This is a genomic window from Dyadobacter luteus (assembly GCF_003383615.1).
Taxonomy (GTDB): domain Bacteria; phylum Bacteroidota; class Bacteroidia; order Cytophagales; family Spirosomataceae; genus Dyadobacter; species Dyadobacter luteus.
Genome location: NZ_QNUL01000008.1, coordinates 188084 through 207824, shown reverse-complemented (window position 1 = coordinate 207824; position 19741 = coordinate 188084). Strand labels below are relative to the sequence as shown.

Genomic DNA, 19741 nt, shown 5'->3' with positions numbered 1-19741 from the left:
AAAATCAAAGAACGTTCATAATTAATTTATTTACAACGTGTTATAAGAATTTTTTAAAAGTTAACGCATCACTAGTATTTAAAGATAATAAAAAACGAGCGGATCAATTGATCCGCTCGTTTCCAGTTCGATAACTATATTTCTCTTTATGATGCTTTTAAAGCTTCTGCACCACCTACGATTTCCAAAATCTCGGTAGTAATTGCAGCCTGGCGTGTACGGTTGTAAACCAGTTTCAGCTCTTTTAAAAGTTCCTGTGCATTTTCAGTAGCCTTGTCCATTGCAGTCATACGTGCACCTTGTTCTGAAGCATTTGATTCAAGAACAGCTCTGTACAACTGAATTTTCAGAGACTTCGGGATCAATTCAGCAAGAATTTCTTCTTCTGTCGGTTCGAAGATGTAATTCACCTCAGCTTTTTTCACTTTTGAGGTTGGTTGCTCCGAGACAATAGGAAGATATCTGTCAGTATGAATGATCTGAGTAGCTACATTTTTGAATTCGTTATAGACAAGATCTACAGCATCGTAGCGACCTTCAGAGAAGGCGGTCATGATGATCTCCGCAGCTTCTTTAACGGCAACAAAACTAAGTCTTGTAAATAAATCTGTATAGGTAGAGTTTACCTTAAAGCCTCTGCGGCTAAATGATTCTGCACCTTTTTTACCTATTGCAAAGATCTCGACATCTCCTTTTGCAGCCTGAGCAGCATATTTGTCTTCGATCAATTGCACTGTTGCCTTAACTACATTGGTATTGAATGCTCCGCACAATCCACGGTCAGATGTTACAACTACGATCAATACTTTTTCGATCGAACGAACAACTTTCAGCGGGCTATCCACAGAGCTTTCTGATCCTGCCGATACGGTGGATAGCATTTCTCCCAGCTTTTGAGCGTAAGGGCGCATCTGGAGAATATTCTCCTGTGCCCGGCGCAACTTGGCTGCGGCCACCATTTTCATGGCCTTTGTAATTTGCTGGGTAGAGTTAACCGATACAATCCGGTTACGTACTTCTTTTAAACTTGCCATTCTTGGGAAATTAAAAACGGTTCGCCGTTGCGGTTATAACTGCTGCCTGCAAATTGCCTGCGGCAGTTATAATGAGTGATGATTAGCTTAGTATTTAGCTGATATTTCTTTTGCTACGCTATCGATTACGTCAGTAACGCTGTTATCCAGTTTACCTGCGCGCAAAGCGGCCAAAGCATCTTTATGCTGAACAGAAAGAACAGTAAGGAATTCTTTTTCGAATTCTTTCACGCGCTCAACAGGTACTCTGTCCAAAAGACCTTTTGTAGAAGCATATACAGTTGCTACTTGCTGCTCAACAGGAACAGGAGCATACTGAGGTTGCTTAAGGATTTCCTGGTTACGGCGTCCACGGTCGATGGCAAGTTTCGTAGCAGCATCAAGGTCAGAACCAAACTTAGCAAAAGCTTCTAGTTCACGGAACTGTGCCTGATCAAGTTTCAGCGTACCTGAAACTTTCTTCATGGATTTGATCTGTGCGTTACCACCCACACGTGATACCGAGATACCTACGTTAATTGCAGGACGGATACCAGAGTTGAATAGGTTAGATTCAAGGAATATCTGTCCGTCAGTAATCGAAATTACGTTAGTAGGGATATAAGCAGAAACGTCACCAGCTTGTGTTTCGATAATTGGAAGGGCAGTCAAAGAACCACCTCCTTTTACGATATCCTTCAATGATGGAGGAAGATCGTTCATATTTTTAGCAATGCTGTCATCCGCGATTACCTTCGCTGCACGCTCCAAAAGGCGGCTGTGAAGATAGAATACGTCTCCCGGATAAGCTTCACGGCCCGGAGGACGACGAAGAAGAAGGGAAACCTCACGGTAAGAAACAGCTTGTTTTGAAAGGTCATCATAAACAACCAAAGCAGGACGACCTGTATCACGGAAGAACTCACCGATAGCAGCTCCTGTAAATGGTGCGTAGAATTGCATTGGAGAAGGATCAGAAGCTCCAGCGGCAACGATCACCGTGTAATCCATAGCGCCATAGCGACGTAGTGTAGCTTCAATACCTTTGATAGTAGAAGCTTTCTGACCGCAGGCTACATAAATACAGAATACAGGCTCTCCTTTATCAAAATATTCTTTCTGATTGATAATGGTATCGATAGCAACAGCTGTTTTACCAGTCTGACGGTCACCGATGATCAATTCGCGTTGTCCACGTCCGATAGGAATCATGGCATCGATTGATTTGATACCTGTCTGAAGAGGCTCAGTTACAGGCTGACGGAAAATTACCCCCGGAGCTTTACGCTCTAGTGGCATTTCGTAAGTTTGTCCCTGAATCGGGCCATTACCATCAATTGGTTCTGCCAGCGTGTTTACAACACGACCGATAATGCCATCACCAACTTTAACAGAAGCGATTTCTTTAGTACGCTTTACTGTAGCGCCCTCTTTAATTTCGCTGTAATCACCAAGCAATACGGCACCGACATTGTCTTCTTCAAGGTTAAGTGCGAGTGCTTTAAGGCCGTTTTCGAAAGCAAGCAGCTCACCTGCCTGAACCTGCGAAAGACCGTAAATGCGGGCAACGCCATCACCAACCTGAAGGACGGTTCCTACTTCTTCGAGTTCCGCTTCAGATTTAGCGCCTGCAAGTTGCTCACGTAGAATGGCTGAAACTTCATCTGGTCTAACAGATACCATAGTATAATTGACTTATTTAGAGTATAGTAGTAAGATTTTGAAATCAGCCGCAAAGGTAGGTTTTTATTTTGGTATATAAAGAATGTTTTTCCGAAAAAACTATCATCCGAAATTAGATTTTTCCAAGTTTGGGAGATTGGGCTTATCAGGACAATTCAAATTGCCGTTTATCAGCCTAAATAAACGTTTTTAAAACTTTTTTAGGTACTAATTGTGTTTTTGTTGTAATTGAGTTCGTTTAGAGTAATTACAGAATAAAACTTAAACTTCCGACTATCTTTTTTTAGCAGAATGTACAAATTAGAAAAAATGATTTTGACAGGTGTTGTTTGTGGTTTCGTAGCAGCTACACCTTCCTTTGCCCAAACATCCAAACAACCTGTTAAACCTGCGGCTCCCGTGAAGAAGACCGCTGTAACCACAGCAAAACCTGCAGCCAAGCCAGCGCCTGCGCCAGTTGTTCTAAAAACTCAGATGGATTCTTTGTCAGCAGCCATTGGTGTGAGCTTCTCCAACTCAGTAGCATCTCAGGGCATAGGTAACCTGAATACAGCAGTTTTGACTAAAACAATCAGTGCTGCATTGAACGGGGAGAAAACGGCTTTGAGCCCGGAAGCTGCCAATGCATTTTTGCAAACTTATTTCGAAAAGATAGCATCTGTAAAACAAAAGGAAATGGAAGAGAAAGGAGCAGTAGTACGCGTTGAAGGAGAGAAGTTTTTGGAAGAAAATAAGAAGAAAGCAGGTGTAGTTACCACAGAGAGCGGTTTACAATATGAAATTATCAAAGCAGGAGAGGGTGCTAAGCCGACTTCTACTGATAAAGTAAAAACACATTACCATGGTACCCTGATCAATGGAACAGTTTTTGACAGCTCTGTAGATCGTGGTGAACCGATTGAGTTTCCGGTAAACGGTGTGATCAAAGGGTGGACAGAGGCTTTGCAGCTGATGCCTGTTGGTTCTAAATGGAAATTGTTTATTCCTTACGACCTTGCTTATGGAGAGCGTGGGGCGGGAGGTCAGATACCACCGTATTCAGCGTTGGTATTTGAAGTTGAATTATTGGATATTGTTAAATAGAACATTCAACAATGAAAAAGTACTTAATAACTCTTATTCCGGTTGTTTTGCTAGGTTGGCAGAGCGGTCCCAGCAGGGAGAAAGGCTCACTGACGCTTGTGGATACATTATCACAGGGCGACATAAAGCCGGTTGCTTCGCAGTTCAAGGCGGAAGAACTTACTACCCGTATCTTATCTAATTACCACTACAGAAAGACGAAACTGAATGATTCGCTGTCGGCAGTAATGTTTGATAAGTTTATAGATGGTATAGATCATGGCCGTCTGTATTACCTGGCTTCTGACATCGCGGATTTTGAGAAGTACAAACTTTCATTTGATGATTTTCTTATCAGAAAAGAGCTTGATGTACCATTCGATATGTATAACGTTTTCAGAAAACGCTATAAGGAAAGGAGTGAATATATTCAGGCATTGCTGAAAGAAGAGAAACCTTTTGACTTTACAGCCGACGAATCCATTAATACGGATCGCGAAAAAGCACCCTGGGCCAAAAGTGCTGACGAACTTAACGATACATGGCGCAAATATCTCAAAAGTGAGGCGCTGGATCTGAAACTTTCAGGAAAGGCAGACTCTTCTATTACCACAACCCTTCGTGACCGTTATAAAAACAGGGATCGGGCGTTGGCGAGAATCCGTACTGAACAGGTGTTTCAGATGTTTATGAATTCGTATGCCGAGGCTTTGGATCCGCATACGTCCTATCTGGCGCCTACTGCGGCAGATCGCTTCAAACAGGATATGAGCCAGTCGCTGGAAGGTATCGGAGCATTGCTTCAGGAAGAAGATAACTATATTAAGATAAAAGAGGTTATTCCTGGTGGTCCTGCTTTCAAAGGCAAACAACTTAGGAAAGAAGATAAAATCACAGGAGTAGCACAGGGAGACGAGGGTAAAATCGTAGACATCGTGGGATGGTTTGTGGATGATGCCGTGAAGCTGATCAAAGGACCAAAAGGAACTGTGGTTCGTCTGCAGATCATATCGGCTGATGCCTTGCCTGGTACACCTCCTAAAGAATATCGTTTGGTACGTGAGAAGATTAAAATTGAAGAGCAACGCGCCAAAAAAGAAATCGTTTCCATCACTTCCGGTAAGAAGGATTATAAAGTGGGTGTAATTGATATTCCGCTTTTCTACCGTGACTTTGAAGGTGCGCAACAGAGAGAGAAAGAGTTTTCGAGTACTACACGCGATGTGCAAAAACTGATCACTGAATTACAAGGTGAAAATGTGGACGGTATCGTCATTGACTTGCGTAACAACGGAGGTGGTTCTTTGACTGAAGCGATTTCGCTAACAGGTTTGTTTATCAACAGAGGGCCTGTGGTTCAGGTGAAAGAAAGCCAGGGAGAAATTGATGTGCAGTCTGATAATGATCCATCAATCGCTTACAATGGTCCGCTTGCAGTGATGGTGAACCGTTTCAGTGCTTCGGCATCAGAAATTTTTGCTGCCGCTATTCAGGATTACAAACGTGGTATCATCGTAGGGGAGCAAACTTACGGTAAAGGAACGGTACAGACCTTGATTAACTTAAATCAATACGATACTAAATACCCTGAGCCATTAGGCGAAGCCAAACTTACCGTTGCCAAGTTCTACCGTATTAATGGAAGCAGCACGCAGTTGAAAGGTGTAATGCCTGATCTGGAATTGCCATCTGCATTCAAGGTAAATGAATATGGTGAAGGTTCACAACCAAGTGCACTGCCATGGGATCAAATTCCATCATCCAGATATGAGACGACAAACAATGTAAATGAGAAGATTATTTCTCAATTGAAAGATAAATACAACAGTCGTTTGAAATCAGATGAGGAACTGAAAACGCTGGTGAAAACACTCGATGATTTCAAAAAAGCACGTGAAAATAAAATTGTTTCTCTGCAGGAAACGAAACGAAAAGTAGAGCGTGAAGAAGCAGAGAAAAAACGTGCCGCAATGAAACAATTGGGCGAGCCGGATGAAGAAGAGGAAGAAGTGGATGGAAAGGCTGTAGAAGCTCCGAAAGAAGTGAAAAAGAAAAAGGATATTTATCTTAACGAAACCGGTAGAATGCTGGTGGATCTTATTCAGATATCGAAAGAGCCAAGTTTGGCAGGGACTAAGAAGAAGTAATTGCCAGTTGCTTGATCAACAAAAAACCGGATGGGCTCAGCCTATCCGGTTTTTTGTTGTCATATTTTCAAGGATCATTTCCAGCCTCCACCCACTGAACGATACAGTTCGATCAATGCGAGGTATTGATCCGTTTGTACATTCGCGAGTGTTAATTCTGCCTCCAATACACTTTTCTGAGCCGTGATGATTTCCAGATAGGTAGCGTAGCCTGTCACGAATAAATCACGTGAGGTAGTTACGGCCTGTTGTAATACGGCAACTTCTTCGCGCTTGAACTCCGTGATTTTCCTCGAATTCTCGATGCGGTTCAGACTTGTACTTACTTCCTGAAAACCGGTCAGTATGGATTTGTTGTAATTGTAAAGCGATTCCAGGCTTGCTGCTTCCGCTCTTTTTTGTCCTGCTTTGAGCGCTTTTCTGTTAAGCAACGGAGCTGTTAACCCACCCAAAGCATTGTATGCGATGGATCCCGGATTGAAGATCAGGCTACTTTTAAAAGCATTAAAACCCAGCATGGCCGTGATGTTCAGAGATGGCATAAATGCCAGTCGGGCTGCGTGTTGATCTTCATAATTTGCCAGCATTTCAAGTTCCGCCTGTTTCACATCAGGGCGGTTACGAAGCATTTGGGTAGGAATACCTGCCTGTACTTGCTGTGGAAAAGATTGCTGAACAACAGTGCTGCGCGTGATCTTTTGTGGAAAACGACCCAACAACAGATTCAATTGATTTTCTGCTGCGATGATACGCTGGTTCACATCAATCTCCAGACTTTGTGTATTGAGCAACTGAGCCTTAAACTGACGAACAGCTAACTCGTTGGCGCGACCTGCTTCCTTTTGAACACCAATTGTTTCTACAGCTGTTTTCTGAAGGTTGATGTTCTTTTTGATAATATTAAGTTCAGTATCCAGATTTATCAGCTCAAAATATAAACTCGCCACATTCGCTACGAGACTTGTAGTGATGGCTTGTCTCGCCTTTTCAGATGCAAGGAATCTTGTGAAAGCAGCCTTACGCTGGGTTTTTAGTTTTCCCCATATATCTACTTCCCATGAACTCCTCAGTCCGGCAAAATAATCGGGTAGGAAGGGGGCAGGAAGCTTACGGTTGTCATCCAGATTTGGAGAGAAATTGGTATCATAGTTACCCACACCGTCCATGGTGTAGTCTCCGAATTTTCTGCCGCCACCTGATATTTCTACATCTACAACAGGAAGTAATGCTCCTTTTGCAAACAAGACATTGGACTGCGCCATTTCGATTCTCTGAACTGCCATCTTCAAATCCAGATTGTTCTGAATGGCCGTGTCAATAACGGCAACCAGATTTTGGTCCGTAAAAAAGGTTTTCCATGGAATATCACCGATTCCGGTTGAGTCCTTGTGTCCTATAAAAGTTTCAGGAGTTTGAACAGGAGTCTGCGGAACAGGCCTGGAGAGTTTGCAACTGCTTACTACCAGTGCTGAGGCAATCAGGACCGGATATATTTTGTATGTTCTCATTAATGTCTTTTTCTGATGTAAAATATTGTTCAGCCTTCTGGAAATGCAGAAGGCTGAACCGGGGCTTAATGCAATACCTCTTCCTGAGTTGCTACGGTAGGTTTGGGAGGCTTGCTGCCTCTTACCATACTCGCAAACAGAACGTACAGTCCGGGAATTACGATAACTCCGAACAATGTCCCGATAAGCATACCTCCCGCTGCTGCGGTACCGATAGACCGGTTACCGATTGCACCTGCTCCTGATGCTACTACCAATGGGATAAGTCCCGCCACGAATGCAAAAGAAGTCATCAGGATTGGGCGTAACCTTTCCGTAGCTCCTTCCAATACGGCATCCACAACGGTACGACCTTCTTTCTGGCGAAGTATTGCATATTCAACAATCAGAATCGCATTTTTACCAAGCAAACCGATGAGCATGACAAGTGAAACCTGCGCATAAATGTTGTTTTGCAGCCCCATCAGTTTCAGTGCCAGGAATGCTCCGAACACACCTGTAGGAAGGGACAAAATTACAGGAAGCGGAAGCAAGAAGCTTTCGTATTGAGCCGCCAGCAGCAGATATACGAAGATCAGACATATTGCAAAAATGTAAATAGCCTGGTCACCGGAAAGGATTTCTTCCCGCGTCATACCTGACCATTCATAGGTAAATCCTCTTGGCAAACTTGTTGCCGCCACTCTTTCGACAGCTTTGATCGCATCTCCGCTACTATATCCAGGTGCAGCATCCCCGTTGATCATCGCGGAAGTAAACATATTGTACCTTGTCAGAAGCTCTGGGCCGTAAACACGTTCCAGTCTGATAAAGGTCGAGAACGGTACCATTTCACCACGATTATTCTTCACATACAGTTTAAGAATATCTTCCGGGCTTTTGCGGAAATCCGGATCAGCCTGAACCATTACCTTATACATTTGTCCAAAACGGATAAAGTTGGAGGCATACAAACTACCAATAAGTGTCTGCAACGTGCTCATAGCGACATCCACAGAAACTCCTTTTTTGGAAGCTATATCTGCATCGACGTGGATCATGTACTGCGGAAAACTGGCGTCGAAACTACTGAAAGCGGTAGCTATTTCAGGACTATCCATCAAATCTTTCACAAACTTATTAGTGATATCGGCAGTCTTTTGCAAATCATCACTACCTGTTTTATCCTGAACCCTTAGCTCAAAACCACTGGAATTACCGAATCCAGGAACAGTTGGTGGTGGGAAAAACTGAATATCAGCGTCAGTAATGTGCTTGGTTTTCTTTTCCATTTCGGCGATAATATCCTGTACCGAAGCTTCACGTTCGTCCCATGCTTTCAGGTTGATCATGGCCATACCATATGAAGAACCTGCAGATTCTGTGATCAGACTATATCCTGAAAGAGAAGAAACTGATTCCACAGCTTCAAGTGATTGAGCTACTTTTTGGATTTCATCCAATACAGCTTCAGTCCGTTCCACAGTAGATGCCACCGGAGTCGTAACGTTCACATTGATAACCCCCTGGTCTTCCGTAGGGATAAATCCTGTAGGCAGTACAGCGTTGATTCCATAGGTTCCGATACAGAATGCCAGAAGCAGACCGATTGTAATCATTCTGCGGTTGACAATCAGCGAAAGTAGTTTTCTGTATTTGTTCGAAATGCCATCATACCCATTGTTGAATCCTCGGAAAAATCTGTCCAAAGGTGTGTTTTTGGAAGGTTGTCCGTGCGTATTTTTCAACATCAGCGCACATAAGGCAGGTGTGAGCGTAAGTGCGTTGATACCAGAAATAACGATGGAGATTGCGAGTGTGATAGAGAACTGACGATAGAAGATACCGACCGGTCCAGACATAAATGCTACCGGTACGAATACCGCCGACATAACCAGTGTGATCGCGATAATGGCACCACTCATCTCTTTCATAGACTCAATGGTGGCCTGCCGCGCATCCAGATGTTTTTCGGCCATCTTAGCATGGACGGCCTCGACGACGACAATCGCGTTATCCACCACGATACCAATCGCAAGTACAAGTGCAAACAAGGTAAGCAGGTTGATCGAAAATCCGAACAACTGCATAAATGCGAAGGTACCTACAAGTGCAACCGGTACAGCCAGTGCCGGAATCACAGTAGAACGGAAATCCTGAAGGAACAGATATACGATGATAATTACGAGGATAAATGCCTCTATCAGTGTACGCACAACTTCATGAATGGAGGCATCAAGGAAGCGGGAAACGTCATAAGAAACGAAGTAATCCATTCCCGGAGGAAATGTAGTCCCTTTCAGCTCCTCTACCTTTGCTTTGATGTTTGCAATAACTTCCTGCGCATTAGAACCAGGACGCTGTTTGATCATGATCGAAGCAGATGGCTTTCCGTTCGATTTGGATGCCATATCGTACTCCAGTGTACCGAATTCAATATCGGCAACGTCTTTCAGTTTAAGCATGGAACCGTCCGCATTGGAACGGATAACGATGTTTTCATACTGTTCAGGCTGGAAGAGTTTTCCTGTATATTTCAATACATATTGCAGAGCCTGCTTTTCTCTTCCTGAGCTCACCCCGGTTTTTCCCGGAGCCGCTACTACGTTCTGGTCGCGAATGGCCTGCACCACCTCATCGGCGGATACGCTATAGCCATTCATACGGTCGGGCTTTAACCACACACGCATGGAGTAATCTTTACTACCCATGATCTGGGCGCGTCCTACTCCATCAATCCTTTTTAATTCTTTAAGGATATTAATGTCAGCGAAGTTATATACGAAATCTTCGCCAACTGTTGAATCTGAACTCATTATGTCCAGATACATCAACATACTATTTACTTCTTTTTCTGTGGTTACCCCGGCTTTAATTACCTCTTCGGGTAGCTCATCAATCACCGTTTGTACCCTGTTCTGCACGTTTACTGCAGCGAGATCAGGATCAATACCGACATTAAATGAAATGGTAATGGTTGTTACACCATCATTACCGGATACGCTGGTCATGTATGTCATACCAGGTACACCATTAATTGCACGTTCAAGAGGAACGGCCACGGCATCCACACAAACTTCGGAGTTAGCTCCTGTGTATGTGGCAGTTACAACTACAGAAGGCGGAACAATATCGGGGAACTGTGACACTGGCAAATCCAAAAATGCCAATAGTCCGAGCAGAGTTATAAAGATTGAGATGACCAGTGACAACACCGGTCGTTCTATAAATTGTTGGAACATGATTGTTTATTCAGGTGGAACGAAAAGGGCTTAGCGGGCAGATAGTTCTACTTTGCTTGCCGGAGTTTTAAGACTGTCAAGCGAGATTGTTTTAGGATTGATGGTTGCACCATCTTTTAATCCCTGCAATCCTTCATAAACAATCTTTTCGCCAGGTTCCAATCCTGATTTCACTACATAATAATCCCCTAAGCGCGACTGCGGAGTAAATACGCGGGTTTTGATTTTATTGTCTTGCTGTACTACGTATACAAAGTTTTTATCCTGTATCTCAAATGCCGCTTTTTGCGGAATCAGGATCGCGTTATCCACCGCATTGGTAAGACGTACCGTACCTGTTGACCCATGTTTCAGCAGTTTGTCAGGATTGGAAAAACGCGCACGGAATGCAATAGATCCGGTTCCTTCATCAAACGCACCCTCCATGGTTTCGATGGTTCCTTTGTGTTTGAAATAGGATCCATCAGCCAATTCCAGCTCTACGAGCGACTGCTGACTTTCCGATTTTCCTCTTGCCTTTACGTATTCAAGATATTCATTTTCAGATACATTGAAATAAGCGAATACATGCTTGGTATCTGACAATGTTGTTAACAACGTTCCTTCGTTAATCAAACTTCCTGTCTTCGACGGGATACGGTCGATAATGCCGTCGAATGGAGCGCGGATTTGTGTTTGAGCCAATTGAAGTGCAGCATTTGCCTTCTCAGATCTTGCTTCTTCAATTTTGGCGTTAACAGCGGCAAGTTTAGCTTCTGCAACCTCCACTTCAGTTTTAGAAATTACATTTTTTTCAACGAGTAATTTCACTCGCTTCAATTCCAGTTCAGCGCCTTTGGCTTCAGCCACAGCACTTTGTAGCGTTGCTTTTGCCTTTGCAAGGTTAGCTTCGTATTCTTCATTGTTGATTCTGAAGAGAACCTGTCCTTTTCTTACTTCTTTGCCTTCGTCAACATATACCTCTTCAAGGTACCCTTTTACGCGGGCGTAGATTTCTACGTTTTTCACTGCGTGGATATCACCCACATATTCTCTGTGAAGCTTCGTACTCTGCGTTTTAAGCTCAGTTACAGGAATCGTCCTGATGCTGTCGCTGCTTTCTGATGTATCCTTGCTTTGAGTAGCACAACCTGTTACGAATGCGCTGGCTAACACGAATACTGGCCAAATGAATCTTTTCATGATGAGTTAGTAATATGATTAATGTCTTCTGTGTAAAATCGAATAGGGGAGAGCAGACCCGTTATGTATCAGCACGTTAAAAAACGAATGCCAGCATGAATAAGTGTCATGTATACAAGCGGTTACAATATATTCATTAGAATACATGTAACATTCAGATCAGAAAAGTGAAGTTGGCCTTAGAATGGGCAGAGACGATGAAGGAAGCTGTAATAATCCGGCAGAATATTTTTGCTCAGATATACAGAAAATAATGGCTTATGAGCTTTTGAAAGCCCTTTAAGATTGGGAAGAAAATCTATGAAAGCAGAGGGTGCAGATTCAAAAAGGGAGAACCTGTAAGAGGAATGCCTGTGTCGGAGCAGATCTGTAAGATTTTCCCTCCATTCGCATTCATCTGCCTGAATAATAGGTGCATCTATCAGTTCTTCTTCCTCACAAATCTCGAAATCTTCCAATACCTCCTGGTTCGCCGGAATATAGGCAATGAACCTGGTTGTGAAAATATCTGGCTTGTACGATGCCCTTGACTGTCCTGAAAACAGCGAAAAGACCAAGGTATGAACCAGGAATAAAAACAATACAAAAGTTCTTTTTGTCATGATGCTGATGGGTATCAGTACATTAAAAAATTCATACTTTTATAATGAATTCAAGAATGATTGGAATTATGGGGGCGGAAATTTGATAAATGCCTGCTATATGTCAAATATAATAATTCAAATGAAGATTGCAAATTTTTAAGAAAGTTAACAATTGTTAAGTGGGAAGGTTTTGTATAGATTTTAAGCTCAAAAATTTGAAAAAACGGTGTAAAATCTTGGGTTTTGGGCCTGATTTTGCACCTCTGATTTCTACTTAATTTTGATTTTTAAAGGTTTTTGAGTTATTTAAACAGGATCTGTTGATCAGGAGTACGTAATTCTTAAGAACATTCGAATCAGGATTTTTTAAGATTGAAGAAATTTTTTAATGTAAACGCAGGTTATTGAGACCTATACAAGTGATGCCAACTACCCTTATTGCACCAATGAAGTTATTAATAATAGAGGACGAGCCAAGTGTGATTTCTCTAATACAGAGAAGCCTTTCGCCAGGAAATGAAATTACGGTGGCAATGGATGGTCAGTCGGGTTTGCAGATGTGTCTGCAGCATGATTTTGACATTATAATCCTGGATCTGATGGTTCCGTTAATCAACGGAATGGAGGTTTGCCGTAAGGTACGAAGTGCGAATATCAGCACTCCTATCCTGATGCTTACTGCGCTCGGAACTACAGAGAATATCGTTTCCGGTCTTGATGCCGGAGCCGATGATTATATGACCAAGCCTTTTAAGCTCGCCGAACTTGAGGCACGTATCCGCACGCTGACAAGACGTGGAAAAGAGACTGAAAAAGAGAAGACTGTTACAGGGCTGCGCATTGCTGACCTGATTATGGATACCATTACTAAAACCGTTACCAGAGCCGGGCAGCCGATAGAGCTAACTGCCACAGAATTCAGGTTGTTAGAGTTTCTGTTGCAAAACCAGAATAAGGTGCTCAACAGAATGGAAATTCTGGAAAATGTCTGGGATATTAACTTCAATCTGGGTACTAATGTGGTAGACGTATATATCAATTATCTCAGAAAAAAAATTGATAAGAAACATGCTGTGAAACTGATTCATACGGTCTTTGGGATGGGCTATGTAATGCGGCAGACCTATGAAGATCCAAAATAGGATAGCGCTGATATTTACCTTTCTGACGGCGGGAATCATCATTGCGCTGAGTGTATTTGTATATACATTTTCCAGAAAAGGTGTTGAGAATAGTTTTTTTCATCGGCTGGAGGTGCGTGCCGACATTGTAGGGCACGCCTCTCTTCACGAGAATAAGTCTCAGACCTCTATCTACTATGACATTAAGGAGAAACACCTTGGAGATCTTCCTTATGAGCATCATACGATTATTCGTACAGGGGATATAGATAAAGTGAACTCGCTTAAGTCGAGTCTTCCTGTATCTCCTTCGTTTTATGATCAGATTGTAAGAAAGGAGCCCGCACGTTACTTCGATAGTGATACTTCTTACGTCGGACTGAATATTACACTTGAAGGTAAAAACATCATCATTATATCAAAGGCTGTTGATTTGTATGGTTTGGAGGAGTTAGAAAATCTTCAGAATCTGCTGGTTACTGGATTTTTTATAGCTATGATCTTCGTGTTTACTTTTGGGAAATTGTTTTCCAATCAGGTTTTCGAGCCTATCAGAAGAATCATCAGAAATGTGAAAGGCATTAATGCGCATAATCTCAATCAGCGGTTAACTGTCGATGAAACGAAGGATGAAATGGGTGATTTGTCTAAAACGTTCAACGACATGCTGGATCGTCTGGAGATCACATTTGAAATGCAGAATAATTTTGTCAGTAATGCAAGTCATGAATTCCGCACGCCCCTCACCATCATTAGCGGAGAGGCACAAATAGGCCTGTCGTTGCCTCAGTTATCGCCCGAAGCCCGCGAATCTTTTCAGGTTATTTTTAAAGAGGTTGAAAAGCTGGAACATCTGACCAACAGCATGTTAAATCTGGCACAAACCGGATTCGACGGAAAACGTGAACAATGGGAAAAGCTCCGGATTGATGAACTTATATTTTCGGTGAAAGGCAGTATTGATCAGATCATGCCTGCCAATGACGTGACGATCAACTTTGACGACTTACCGGACGATGAAAGTATGCTGGAGGTAAACGGAAATGAGGCACTCCTAAAGGCTGCATTCACTAATATTGTACTTAATAGTTGTAAGTATTCAGACAATAAACCTGTATCGGTAATCATCAGAAACCAGGGGCCTCATGTAGTAGTGGAGGTAATCGATCAGGGTATCGGAATTCCGAACCGGGAAATAGCTCAGATATTTGTTCCTTTCTTCCGTGCTTCCAATACAAATCGCTACAAAGGGCATGGAATCGGACTCCCACTCACAAATAATATTATAAAAATGCATCAGGGCAGTATTTCGGTGAATAGTACAGTGGGGGTGGGGACCCATTTTATCACCTATCTGCCGGTGATACGCTGATTTTCTTACTTTATTTTAATTTTCTTATCTCGTTCTAATAATTTACTTATCGTATTATAATTCTTCTTTTAGCTGGTGCTAATGTCCCGGTTGTAACATTGTATTGTCAATTTATTGATGCAAATGCATTGTTAATCAAAACAGTAGGATTATGAAGACGATAGTAATTCCGAGTGATTTTAGTAATGAGTCCATTCAGGTAGCAGAGACAATCCTAAGAAATGACAAAACAGATATAAGATTTGTTTTTACCCATCTGTTCCATGTAGCAGACGATATTCAGGATTTGCTTTTCTCAAATTACAGAAAGAAAGAATACGAATTCGTATCTGAAGAGTTTAACAAACAGGTTCATATTCTGAAAAGCGTATATCCACATCTGGTGAGCGTAAAGACGGAGTTTTTCTACGGAAGCAAACTGGCAGGTTTCAAGAACTTCCTTGATTATAATGATGCTGAAATGATCGCTTACTCCGAGAGCTATGGTGTGCCCAAGCTGAGCAAAAGTAGTATTGACGCTATGCCGGTTATCAAAAAATGCGGCATGTATCTGATTAATACAGATGCGATGAGGGAAACAGTGATGTCGGATGCCGGATAATAATCTATCGTGGCAGGCTATGCTGTTTCGGATTACACTTAAAGAATTTACACTATGTTGTTAAAAAAGAATATTCCGATCGGTTACATATTTGGGAAAATCAAATATGAAGTGCTGTTTGTAGCAATTTATGGTATTGCTATTGAGATCATCTATCAAAACTTTCATATCACCAGTATATCTATTCCCATGACCATCCATACGGTCTTAGGAACAATTATATCTCTGCTACTGGCCTTTCGTAGCAACCAGGCTTATGATCGCTGGTGGGAAGCACGTATAGTGTGGGGAGCCATTGTTAACGACTCCCGTACCCTGGCAAGGCAGGTACTTTCGTTGATGAATGACCCTTACGACGAGGATGCGATCACGCCGTTTAAGCACAGGATGATCAAAAGGCAAATTGCATGGTGTTATGCATTGGGGAAAGGACTTCGGAAAAATGATCCGATGCCGCTGGTTCGCAAGTATGTTTCGGCGGAGGAGGCCGAGTTCGTAGATGAGTTCGATAACAAACACATTGGCCTGCTTCAATTACATGCCAGGGATCTGAACAATGCGTTGAAACAAGGCTGGGTTAATCCATATCAGCAAGTCGAAATTGACAGTACGCTTACACGTTTGTGCGACCATATGGGTAAATGCGAAAGGATTAAAAATACTGTATTTCCTTCTACCTATAGTTTGTACATCCACCTGGCACTGCATTTCTTTATTCTGTTGCTGCCATTTGGTCTTGTGGAATTGTTTGGTTTTCTGATGGTACCTGTTCTGGTTGTAATTACCGCTTGTTTCTTTCTGATTGAGAAGATGGCAATTCATCTTCAGGATCCGTTCGAAAACAAACCGACTGATACACCTGTACTTTCTATTTCAAGAAACATTGAAAGAGATTTGAAACAAATGATGCGTGAAAAACACGATATGCCTACCGCTATGGCGCCATCACGTTTTTACATTTTATAAAGTAGCGTTGAAGTAAAAGTGTCATGTAAAGGGCAGGCTGTTTGGCTTGCCCTTTCTTTATGTCCGGACTTACAAATGTACCATATTGGAAAAATTGGTGATTAGTTTTCATTTTTCTAAAACTGCTTGTAACTTGGTTAGCATGAGCTCGAATCTTTTACACACAAAGCGGTTTGTTTTGGTAAAAATGGTCGATGGAGATCAGGCCCTTTATCATAGTATCAGCTGTAATCAGAATGTAATGAAGTTTGTTACCGGTTATGCACTTTCGAGAAGGGAGTCAGATGAGATGTTCCGGTGCATCCTGGAAGACAATGAAGCTGACGAAATTTTAGGCAGATACTTTATAAAAGACCGGGAAAACGGAGAGGTGATCGGGGCGGCAAAGCTGGATCAGATTGCCCGGGAAATTGAGATCGGTTACAGGATCAGGGAAGAATACTGGGGCAAAGGTATTGCCACAGAAGTCACAAAGGGTTTGATTCGGTTTGCGTATGAAGGGCTGGGTATAAGAAGAGTGATTGCTTTTGTGAATGTTGAAAATGCTGCATCTATACGTGTCCTGGAAAAGGCAGGTATGTTGAATACAGCGCTGATCGAAGATATTGATGAAGTCAAATATAAATTTACTTATCTACATAAAACCGGATTCACTATGAAAAAGATACTTTACGTTATTCTTGCTCTGATCGGTGTTTTTCTGATTGCGGGTTTGGTGATGCCCAAAACGTGTGCTGTGGAGAAAGAAATTGTAATCAATGCTCCTAATTCTGAAGTATATGAATATGTAGAGTCTCTCGAAAATCAGAACAACTGGAGCGTATGGGCGAAGCTGGATCCGAATATGAAACATACTTATTCAGGAACCGACCGCACCGTTGGCTTTACGCACCGATGGGAAGGTAATGATGAAGTTGGGAAAGGAGAACAGGAGATTACCAGAATAGTCGAAGGAGCCCGCATCGAAACTGAATTAAGATTTCTCGAACCTATGGAGGCTACCAATGCGGCTTATATTTCTACAGAAAGTATAGCAGGAAATAAAACGAGGGTCAAGTGGGGATTTACAGGTGAGATACCGTATCCCATGAATGCGCTGATGCCGCTGATGAATATTGAAGAGTCAGTAGGAAAAGACTTTGGGCAGGGACTTAGCAATTTGAAGCAGCTGCTTGAAAAGTGAAAGTATTTTCACCCACGATAACCAGTTTTTTAAAGCTGGTTTCGTGGTGATTTGGTTCAGAACTTACCGTTTTCGTCAGCCAGACTGTAACGGAATGTGAAATAGCTGGATTCTTCAGTTGGGACCTCTTCCGGAGCACCTTTGTAATAGCTGATGATTTCTACTTTGGCAAATTTCCCTTCTGCTGTTTTAACTACGATTGTTCTGCCAACAATAGGGAGGATAGCATGAACACTCATATCATATTTATACCATGAATTTCCGCTGCCGCCTGGAATAGCATTTCCGCTCTCTCCGTCTGTTTTATAGCCCTCTTTGGGAGCTTCAGTTACCTGATCAAAAGATTTTTCAAGAACAATCGCCCCGCCCTGTCCCGGACCACTTGTACCACCATTAACAACAATGGTTGTTTTACTAAAAGCGAGATCCCATTTAGTTGTTTTTGCATCTTCAGCTGCAGCATCTTTACCAGTAGCGAGACTGAAATAGACATAAGGTTTTGTATTTGCGTTCAGGTCCTTAACCACAACAATCTCCGATTTGGAAATGGCAGCGGTTTGAATGCTGATTTGTTTCGCAGATTTAGCTCCCTCCATAGGCATTGCCAATGAAAGCATAGAGCCAAGTAATATCTGTATCATTAGTTTCGATTGAAATTAAAATGAGCAGAGAGAAGCATAACGCTCCTCTCTGAGTGAATTATATTAAGGTAAGGGTTAAGCTCCTTTTTTAACCAATTTGTACTCCAGCTTTGGTCTTCCTCTTTCTCCACCATCACTTGCATGGAAGTTTACAAATCTCAGTTTATAAATATTTCCTGACGAATCTTTGATCAGGTAGAAACGATCTGTTTTAACACCAACTGTACCAGTTGTTGCTCTCCACTTAGAACCAATTACATCACGGTCTTTGCTGAAAGTGATACCAGTAAGGTTTGCTTCTGCAAATGCATCATAAGTTGCTGTGGTAGTTAATACTTCAGCAGCCTCTATTGCAGCCTGCGTGTTCAGGAATACAAGGTCAGAGAATGCGTAAGGGATAGTTCCTGTGAAATAGATGCTGTAACCCCATACAATATCCCAACGCGCTTTTTGTGGTTCAACGTTTACTACTTTTTCAGTCACAAGAGAAGCGAACTGGAAGTTATAAGCTGCATCTTTTGTGATATCTAATGTTTTGTGTGTAGTCTCAGTCAACTTAGCATATTGTAAAGTATACCCCGTTCCTTTACGAATAACGCGAACTTTGTATAGCTGATCGTTCGGAAGTACAGCACCTGTACCGCCGGTACGGTTAATGACATATACCTTATTATCAGCATCTGTAGCTGAAACTGCTTTAATCACAGTTTTAGTGAGGTCGCCTGTTACATCATCGAACAAAGAGAAGGTACCAACTCCCTGACCTAAACCAAGTCTGGTAACGTCAAGATCGGCTGCAGTAACTGTGTTAATATCAGTTTTATTCACTTCTATAGCAGATGCAACATTGGTATTGTTGATGATTACGCGGAAATCAGTTCCACTTAAAAATCCAAGATCCCAGCTGTCACGGGCAACGGGAGTTTGTGTGTTTGCGCTAAGATCAAGAAACACGGAGTTACCTGCGCTTGCACCTGATTCTTTGTCAATCAGACCATTCAACTGAATGCTTGTTCCTTCTGAAATGATTGCTTTAAAGCTTAGTTTAGTTTCAGTGTTAGCTCCGATAAGTACTGGAGTCGCCACTGTGGCAATTTTGAACTGAATGGCTTCGTCACCATCCAGAAGTACACCTGCTTTTTTTAGAACCTTAAAAGATGCGGTAGCCGAACCTGCTGGTACCGTTACTGTGAAAGCGTTGCTTGTTGCTGCAGGTTCTGTTGTAAATTCAGTACCGTAAGTCAGATTGGTCGGTGTAAGATTCACAGAAATTGCTGTTGCACTTTCTGCTGCACGACTCAATACGATTTTTACTTCTGTTTGTTCTCCCTCAAAACCCTGGGCGGTTGTTTCAAATGCAGCGAGATTGTCTGGTAGTGGTGGTTCGTCATCTTTACATGCATTAAAAATTCCCAGGAATGCGAAGACCAATAGAGGCTTGATTAACTTCTTCATAG

General features: G+C 42.3%; 15 protein-coding genes. 7 read left to right on the top strand and 8 right to left on the bottom strand.

The genetic code is table 11. From position 1 onward, the window contains the following. Positions 1 to 146 precede the first annotated feature (146 nt). A complete protein-coding gene (gene atpG, locus DSL64_RS13035; RefSeq protein ID WP_115831337.1) occupies positions 147 to 1034 on the bottom strand; it encodes an ATP synthase F1 subunit gamma in 888 nt (295 codons plus the stop codon). An 87-nt stretch (positions 1035 to 1121) separates the two neighbouring features. Beyond that, the gene (gene atpA / locus DSL64_RS13030; RefSeq protein WP_115831336.1) at positions 1122 to 2696 is read right to left on the bottom strand and encodes a F0F1 ATP synthase subunit alpha; all 1575 of its coding nucleotides are present in this window, start codon (positions 2694 to 2696) and stop codon (positions 1122 to 1124) included. Between the two features lie 291 nt (positions 2697 to 2987). Here atpA and bamJ point away from each other — a divergent pair, with 291 nt between their 5' ends. Both bamJ and DSL64_RS13020 read left to right on the top strand, forming a co-directional pair. Continuing rightward, the gene (bamJ, locus tag DSL64_RS13025; protein ID WP_115831335.1) at positions 2988 to 3779 is read left to right on the top strand and encodes a BamJ family beta-barrel-assembly machinery protein; all 792 of its coding nucleotides are present in this window, start codon (positions 2988 to 2990) and stop codon (positions 3777 to 3779) included. Between the two features lie 11 nt (positions 3780 to 3790). Beyond that, entirely contained in the window at positions 3791 to 5905 is a 2115-nt protein-coding gene (locus DSL64_RS13020; RefSeq protein WP_115831334.1) for a carboxy terminal-processing peptidase, read from the top strand. A 74-nt stretch (positions 5906 to 5979) separates the two neighbouring features. Here DSL64_RS13020 and DSL64_RS13015 read toward each other — a convergent pair whose 3' ends face one another. From DSL64_RS13015 to DSL64_RS13000, 4 genes are all read right to left on the bottom strand, one after another. Continuing rightward, positions 5980 to 7413 carry an efflux transporter outer membrane subunit gene (locus tag DSL64_RS13015; RefSeq protein WP_115831333.1) on the bottom strand — a complete coding sequence of 478 codons (1434 nt, stop codon included), beginning with the start codon at positions 7411 to 7413 and terminating at the stop codon, positions 5980 to 5982. A 65-nt stretch (positions 7414 to 7478) separates the two neighbouring features. Beyond that, positions 7479 to 10634 carry an efflux RND transporter permease subunit gene (locus tag DSL64_RS13010; protein ID WP_115831332.1) on the bottom strand — a complete coding sequence of 1052 codons (3156 nt, stop codon included), beginning with the start codon at positions 10632 to 10634 and terminating at the stop codon, positions 7479 to 7481. A gap of 30 nt (positions 10635 to 10664) precedes the next feature. Beyond that, a complete protein-coding gene (locus tag DSL64_RS13005) occupies positions 10665 to 11816 on the bottom strand; it encodes an efflux RND transporter periplasmic adaptor subunit (protein WP_115831331.1) in 1152 nt (383 codons plus the stop codon). 179 nt (positions 11817 to 11995) lie between these two features. Further along, a complete protein-coding gene (locus tag DSL64_RS13000; RefSeq protein ID WP_115831330.1) occupies positions 11996 to 12418 on the bottom strand; it encodes a hypothetical protein in 423 nt (140 codons plus the stop codon). A 428-nt stretch (positions 12419 to 12846) separates the two neighbouring features. On the opposite strand from DSL64_RS13000, the gene DSL64_RS12995 reads away from it, so the two are divergent. The 5 genes from DSL64_RS12995 (at position 12847) to DSL64_RS12975 (ending at position 17643) form a co-directional block, all read left to right on the top strand. Then, positions 12847 to 13542, top strand: a complete 696-nt coding sequence (locus DSL64_RS12995; RefSeq protein ID WP_115831329.1) for a response regulator transcription factor — start codon at positions 12847 to 12849, stop codon at positions 13540 to 13542. After that, a complete protein-coding gene (locus tag DSL64_RS12990) occupies positions 13526 to 14893 on the top strand; it encodes a HAMP domain-containing sensor histidine kinase (RefSeq protein ID WP_115831328.1) in 1368 nt (455 codons plus the stop codon). Before DSL64_RS12995 ends, DSL64_RS12990 begins: the two co-directional genes overlap by 17 nt. A gap of 151 nt (positions 14894 to 15044) precedes the next feature. Continuing rightward, entirely contained in the window at positions 15045 to 15494 is a 450-nt protein-coding gene (locus DSL64_RS12985; RefSeq protein ID WP_115831327.1) for a hypothetical protein, read from the top strand. Between the two features lie 54 nt (positions 15495 to 15548). After that, positions 15549 to 16460 carry a bestrophin family protein gene (locus tag DSL64_RS12980; protein WP_115831326.1) on the top strand — a complete coding sequence of 304 codons (912 nt, stop codon included), beginning with the start codon at positions 15549 to 15551 and terminating at the stop codon, positions 16458 to 16460. Between the two features lie 142 nt (positions 16461 to 16602). Further along, positions 16603 to 17643, top strand: a complete 1041-nt coding sequence (locus tag DSL64_RS12975; RefSeq protein ID WP_115831325.1) for a GNAT family N-acetyltransferase — start codon at positions 16603 to 16605, stop codon at positions 17641 to 17643. Positions 17644 to 17699: 56 nt separating this feature from the next. Here the strand turns inward: DSL64_RS12975 and DSL64_RS12970 are convergent, their stop codons facing one another. Both DSL64_RS12970 and DSL64_RS12965 read right to left on the bottom strand, forming a co-directional pair. Continuing rightward, on the bottom strand, positions 17700 to 18284 hold the full coding sequence (locus DSL64_RS12970) for an HmuY family protein (RefSeq protein WP_229217069.1): 585 nt from the start codon (positions 18282 to 18284) through the stop codon (positions 17700 to 17702). Positions 18285 to 18359: 75 nt separating this feature from the next. Next, positions 18360 to 19739, bottom strand: coding sequence for an HmuY family protein (locus DSL64_RS12965; RefSeq protein ID WP_115831323.1), 1380 nt, complete (start codon positions 19737 to 19739; stop codon positions 18360 to 18362). Positions 19740 to 19741 lie beyond the last annotated feature (2 nt).

Coding starts and splice junctions, on each gene's coding strand:
- atpG (WP_115831337.1), bottom strand. CDS start 1,034: ATGGCAAGTTTAAAAGAAGTACGTAACCGGATTGTATCGGTTAACTCT.
- atpA (WP_115831336.1), bottom strand. CDS start 2,696: ATGGTATCTGTTAGACCAGATGAAGTTTCAGCCATTCTACGTGAGCAA.
- bamJ (WP_115831335.1), top strand. CDS start 2,988: ATGTACAAATTAGAAAAAATGATTTTGACAGGTGTTGTTTGTGGTTTC.
- DSL64_RS13020 (WP_115831334.1), top strand. CDS start 3,791: ATGAAAAAGTACTTAATAACTCTTATTCCGGTTGTTTTGCTAGGTTGG.
- DSL64_RS13015 (WP_115831333.1), bottom strand. CDS start 7,413: ATGAGAACATACAAAATATATCCGGTCCTGATTGCCTCAGCACTGGTA.
- DSL64_RS13010 (WP_115831332.1), bottom strand. CDS start 10,634: ATGTTCCAACAATTTATAGAACGACCGGTGTTGTCACTGGTCATCTCA.
- DSL64_RS13005 (WP_115831331.1), bottom strand. CDS start 11,816: ATGAAAAGATTCATTTGGCCAGTATTCGTGTTAGCCAGCGCATTCGTA.
- DSL64_RS13000 (WP_115831330.1), bottom strand. CDS start 12,418: ATGACAAAAAGAACTTTTGTATTGTTTTTATTCCTGGTTCATACCTTG.
- DSL64_RS12995 (WP_115831329.1), top strand. CDS start 12,847: ATGAAGTTATTAATAATAGAGGACGAGCCAAGTGTGATTTCTCTAATA.
- DSL64_RS12990 (WP_115831328.1), top strand. CDS start 13,526: ATGAAGATCCAAAATAGGATAGCGCTGATATTTACCTTTCTGACGGCG.
- DSL64_RS12985 (WP_115831327.1), top strand. CDS start 15,045: ATGAAGACGATAGTAATTCCGAGTGATTTTAGTAATGAGTCCATTCAG.
- DSL64_RS12980 (WP_115831326.1), top strand. CDS start 15,549: ATGTTGTTAAAAAAGAATATTCCGATCGGTTACATATTTGGGAAAATC.
- DSL64_RS12975 (WP_115831325.1), top strand. CDS start 16,603: ATGAGCTCGAATCTTTTACACACAAAGCGGTTTGTTTTGGTAAAAATG.
- DSL64_RS12970 (WP_229217069.1), bottom strand. CDS start 18,284: ATGATACAGATATTACTTGGCTCTATGCTTTCATTGGCAATGCCTATG.
- DSL64_RS12965 (WP_115831323.1), bottom strand. CDS start 19,739: ATGAAGAAGTTAATCAAGCCTCTATTGGTCTTCGCATTCCTGGGAATT.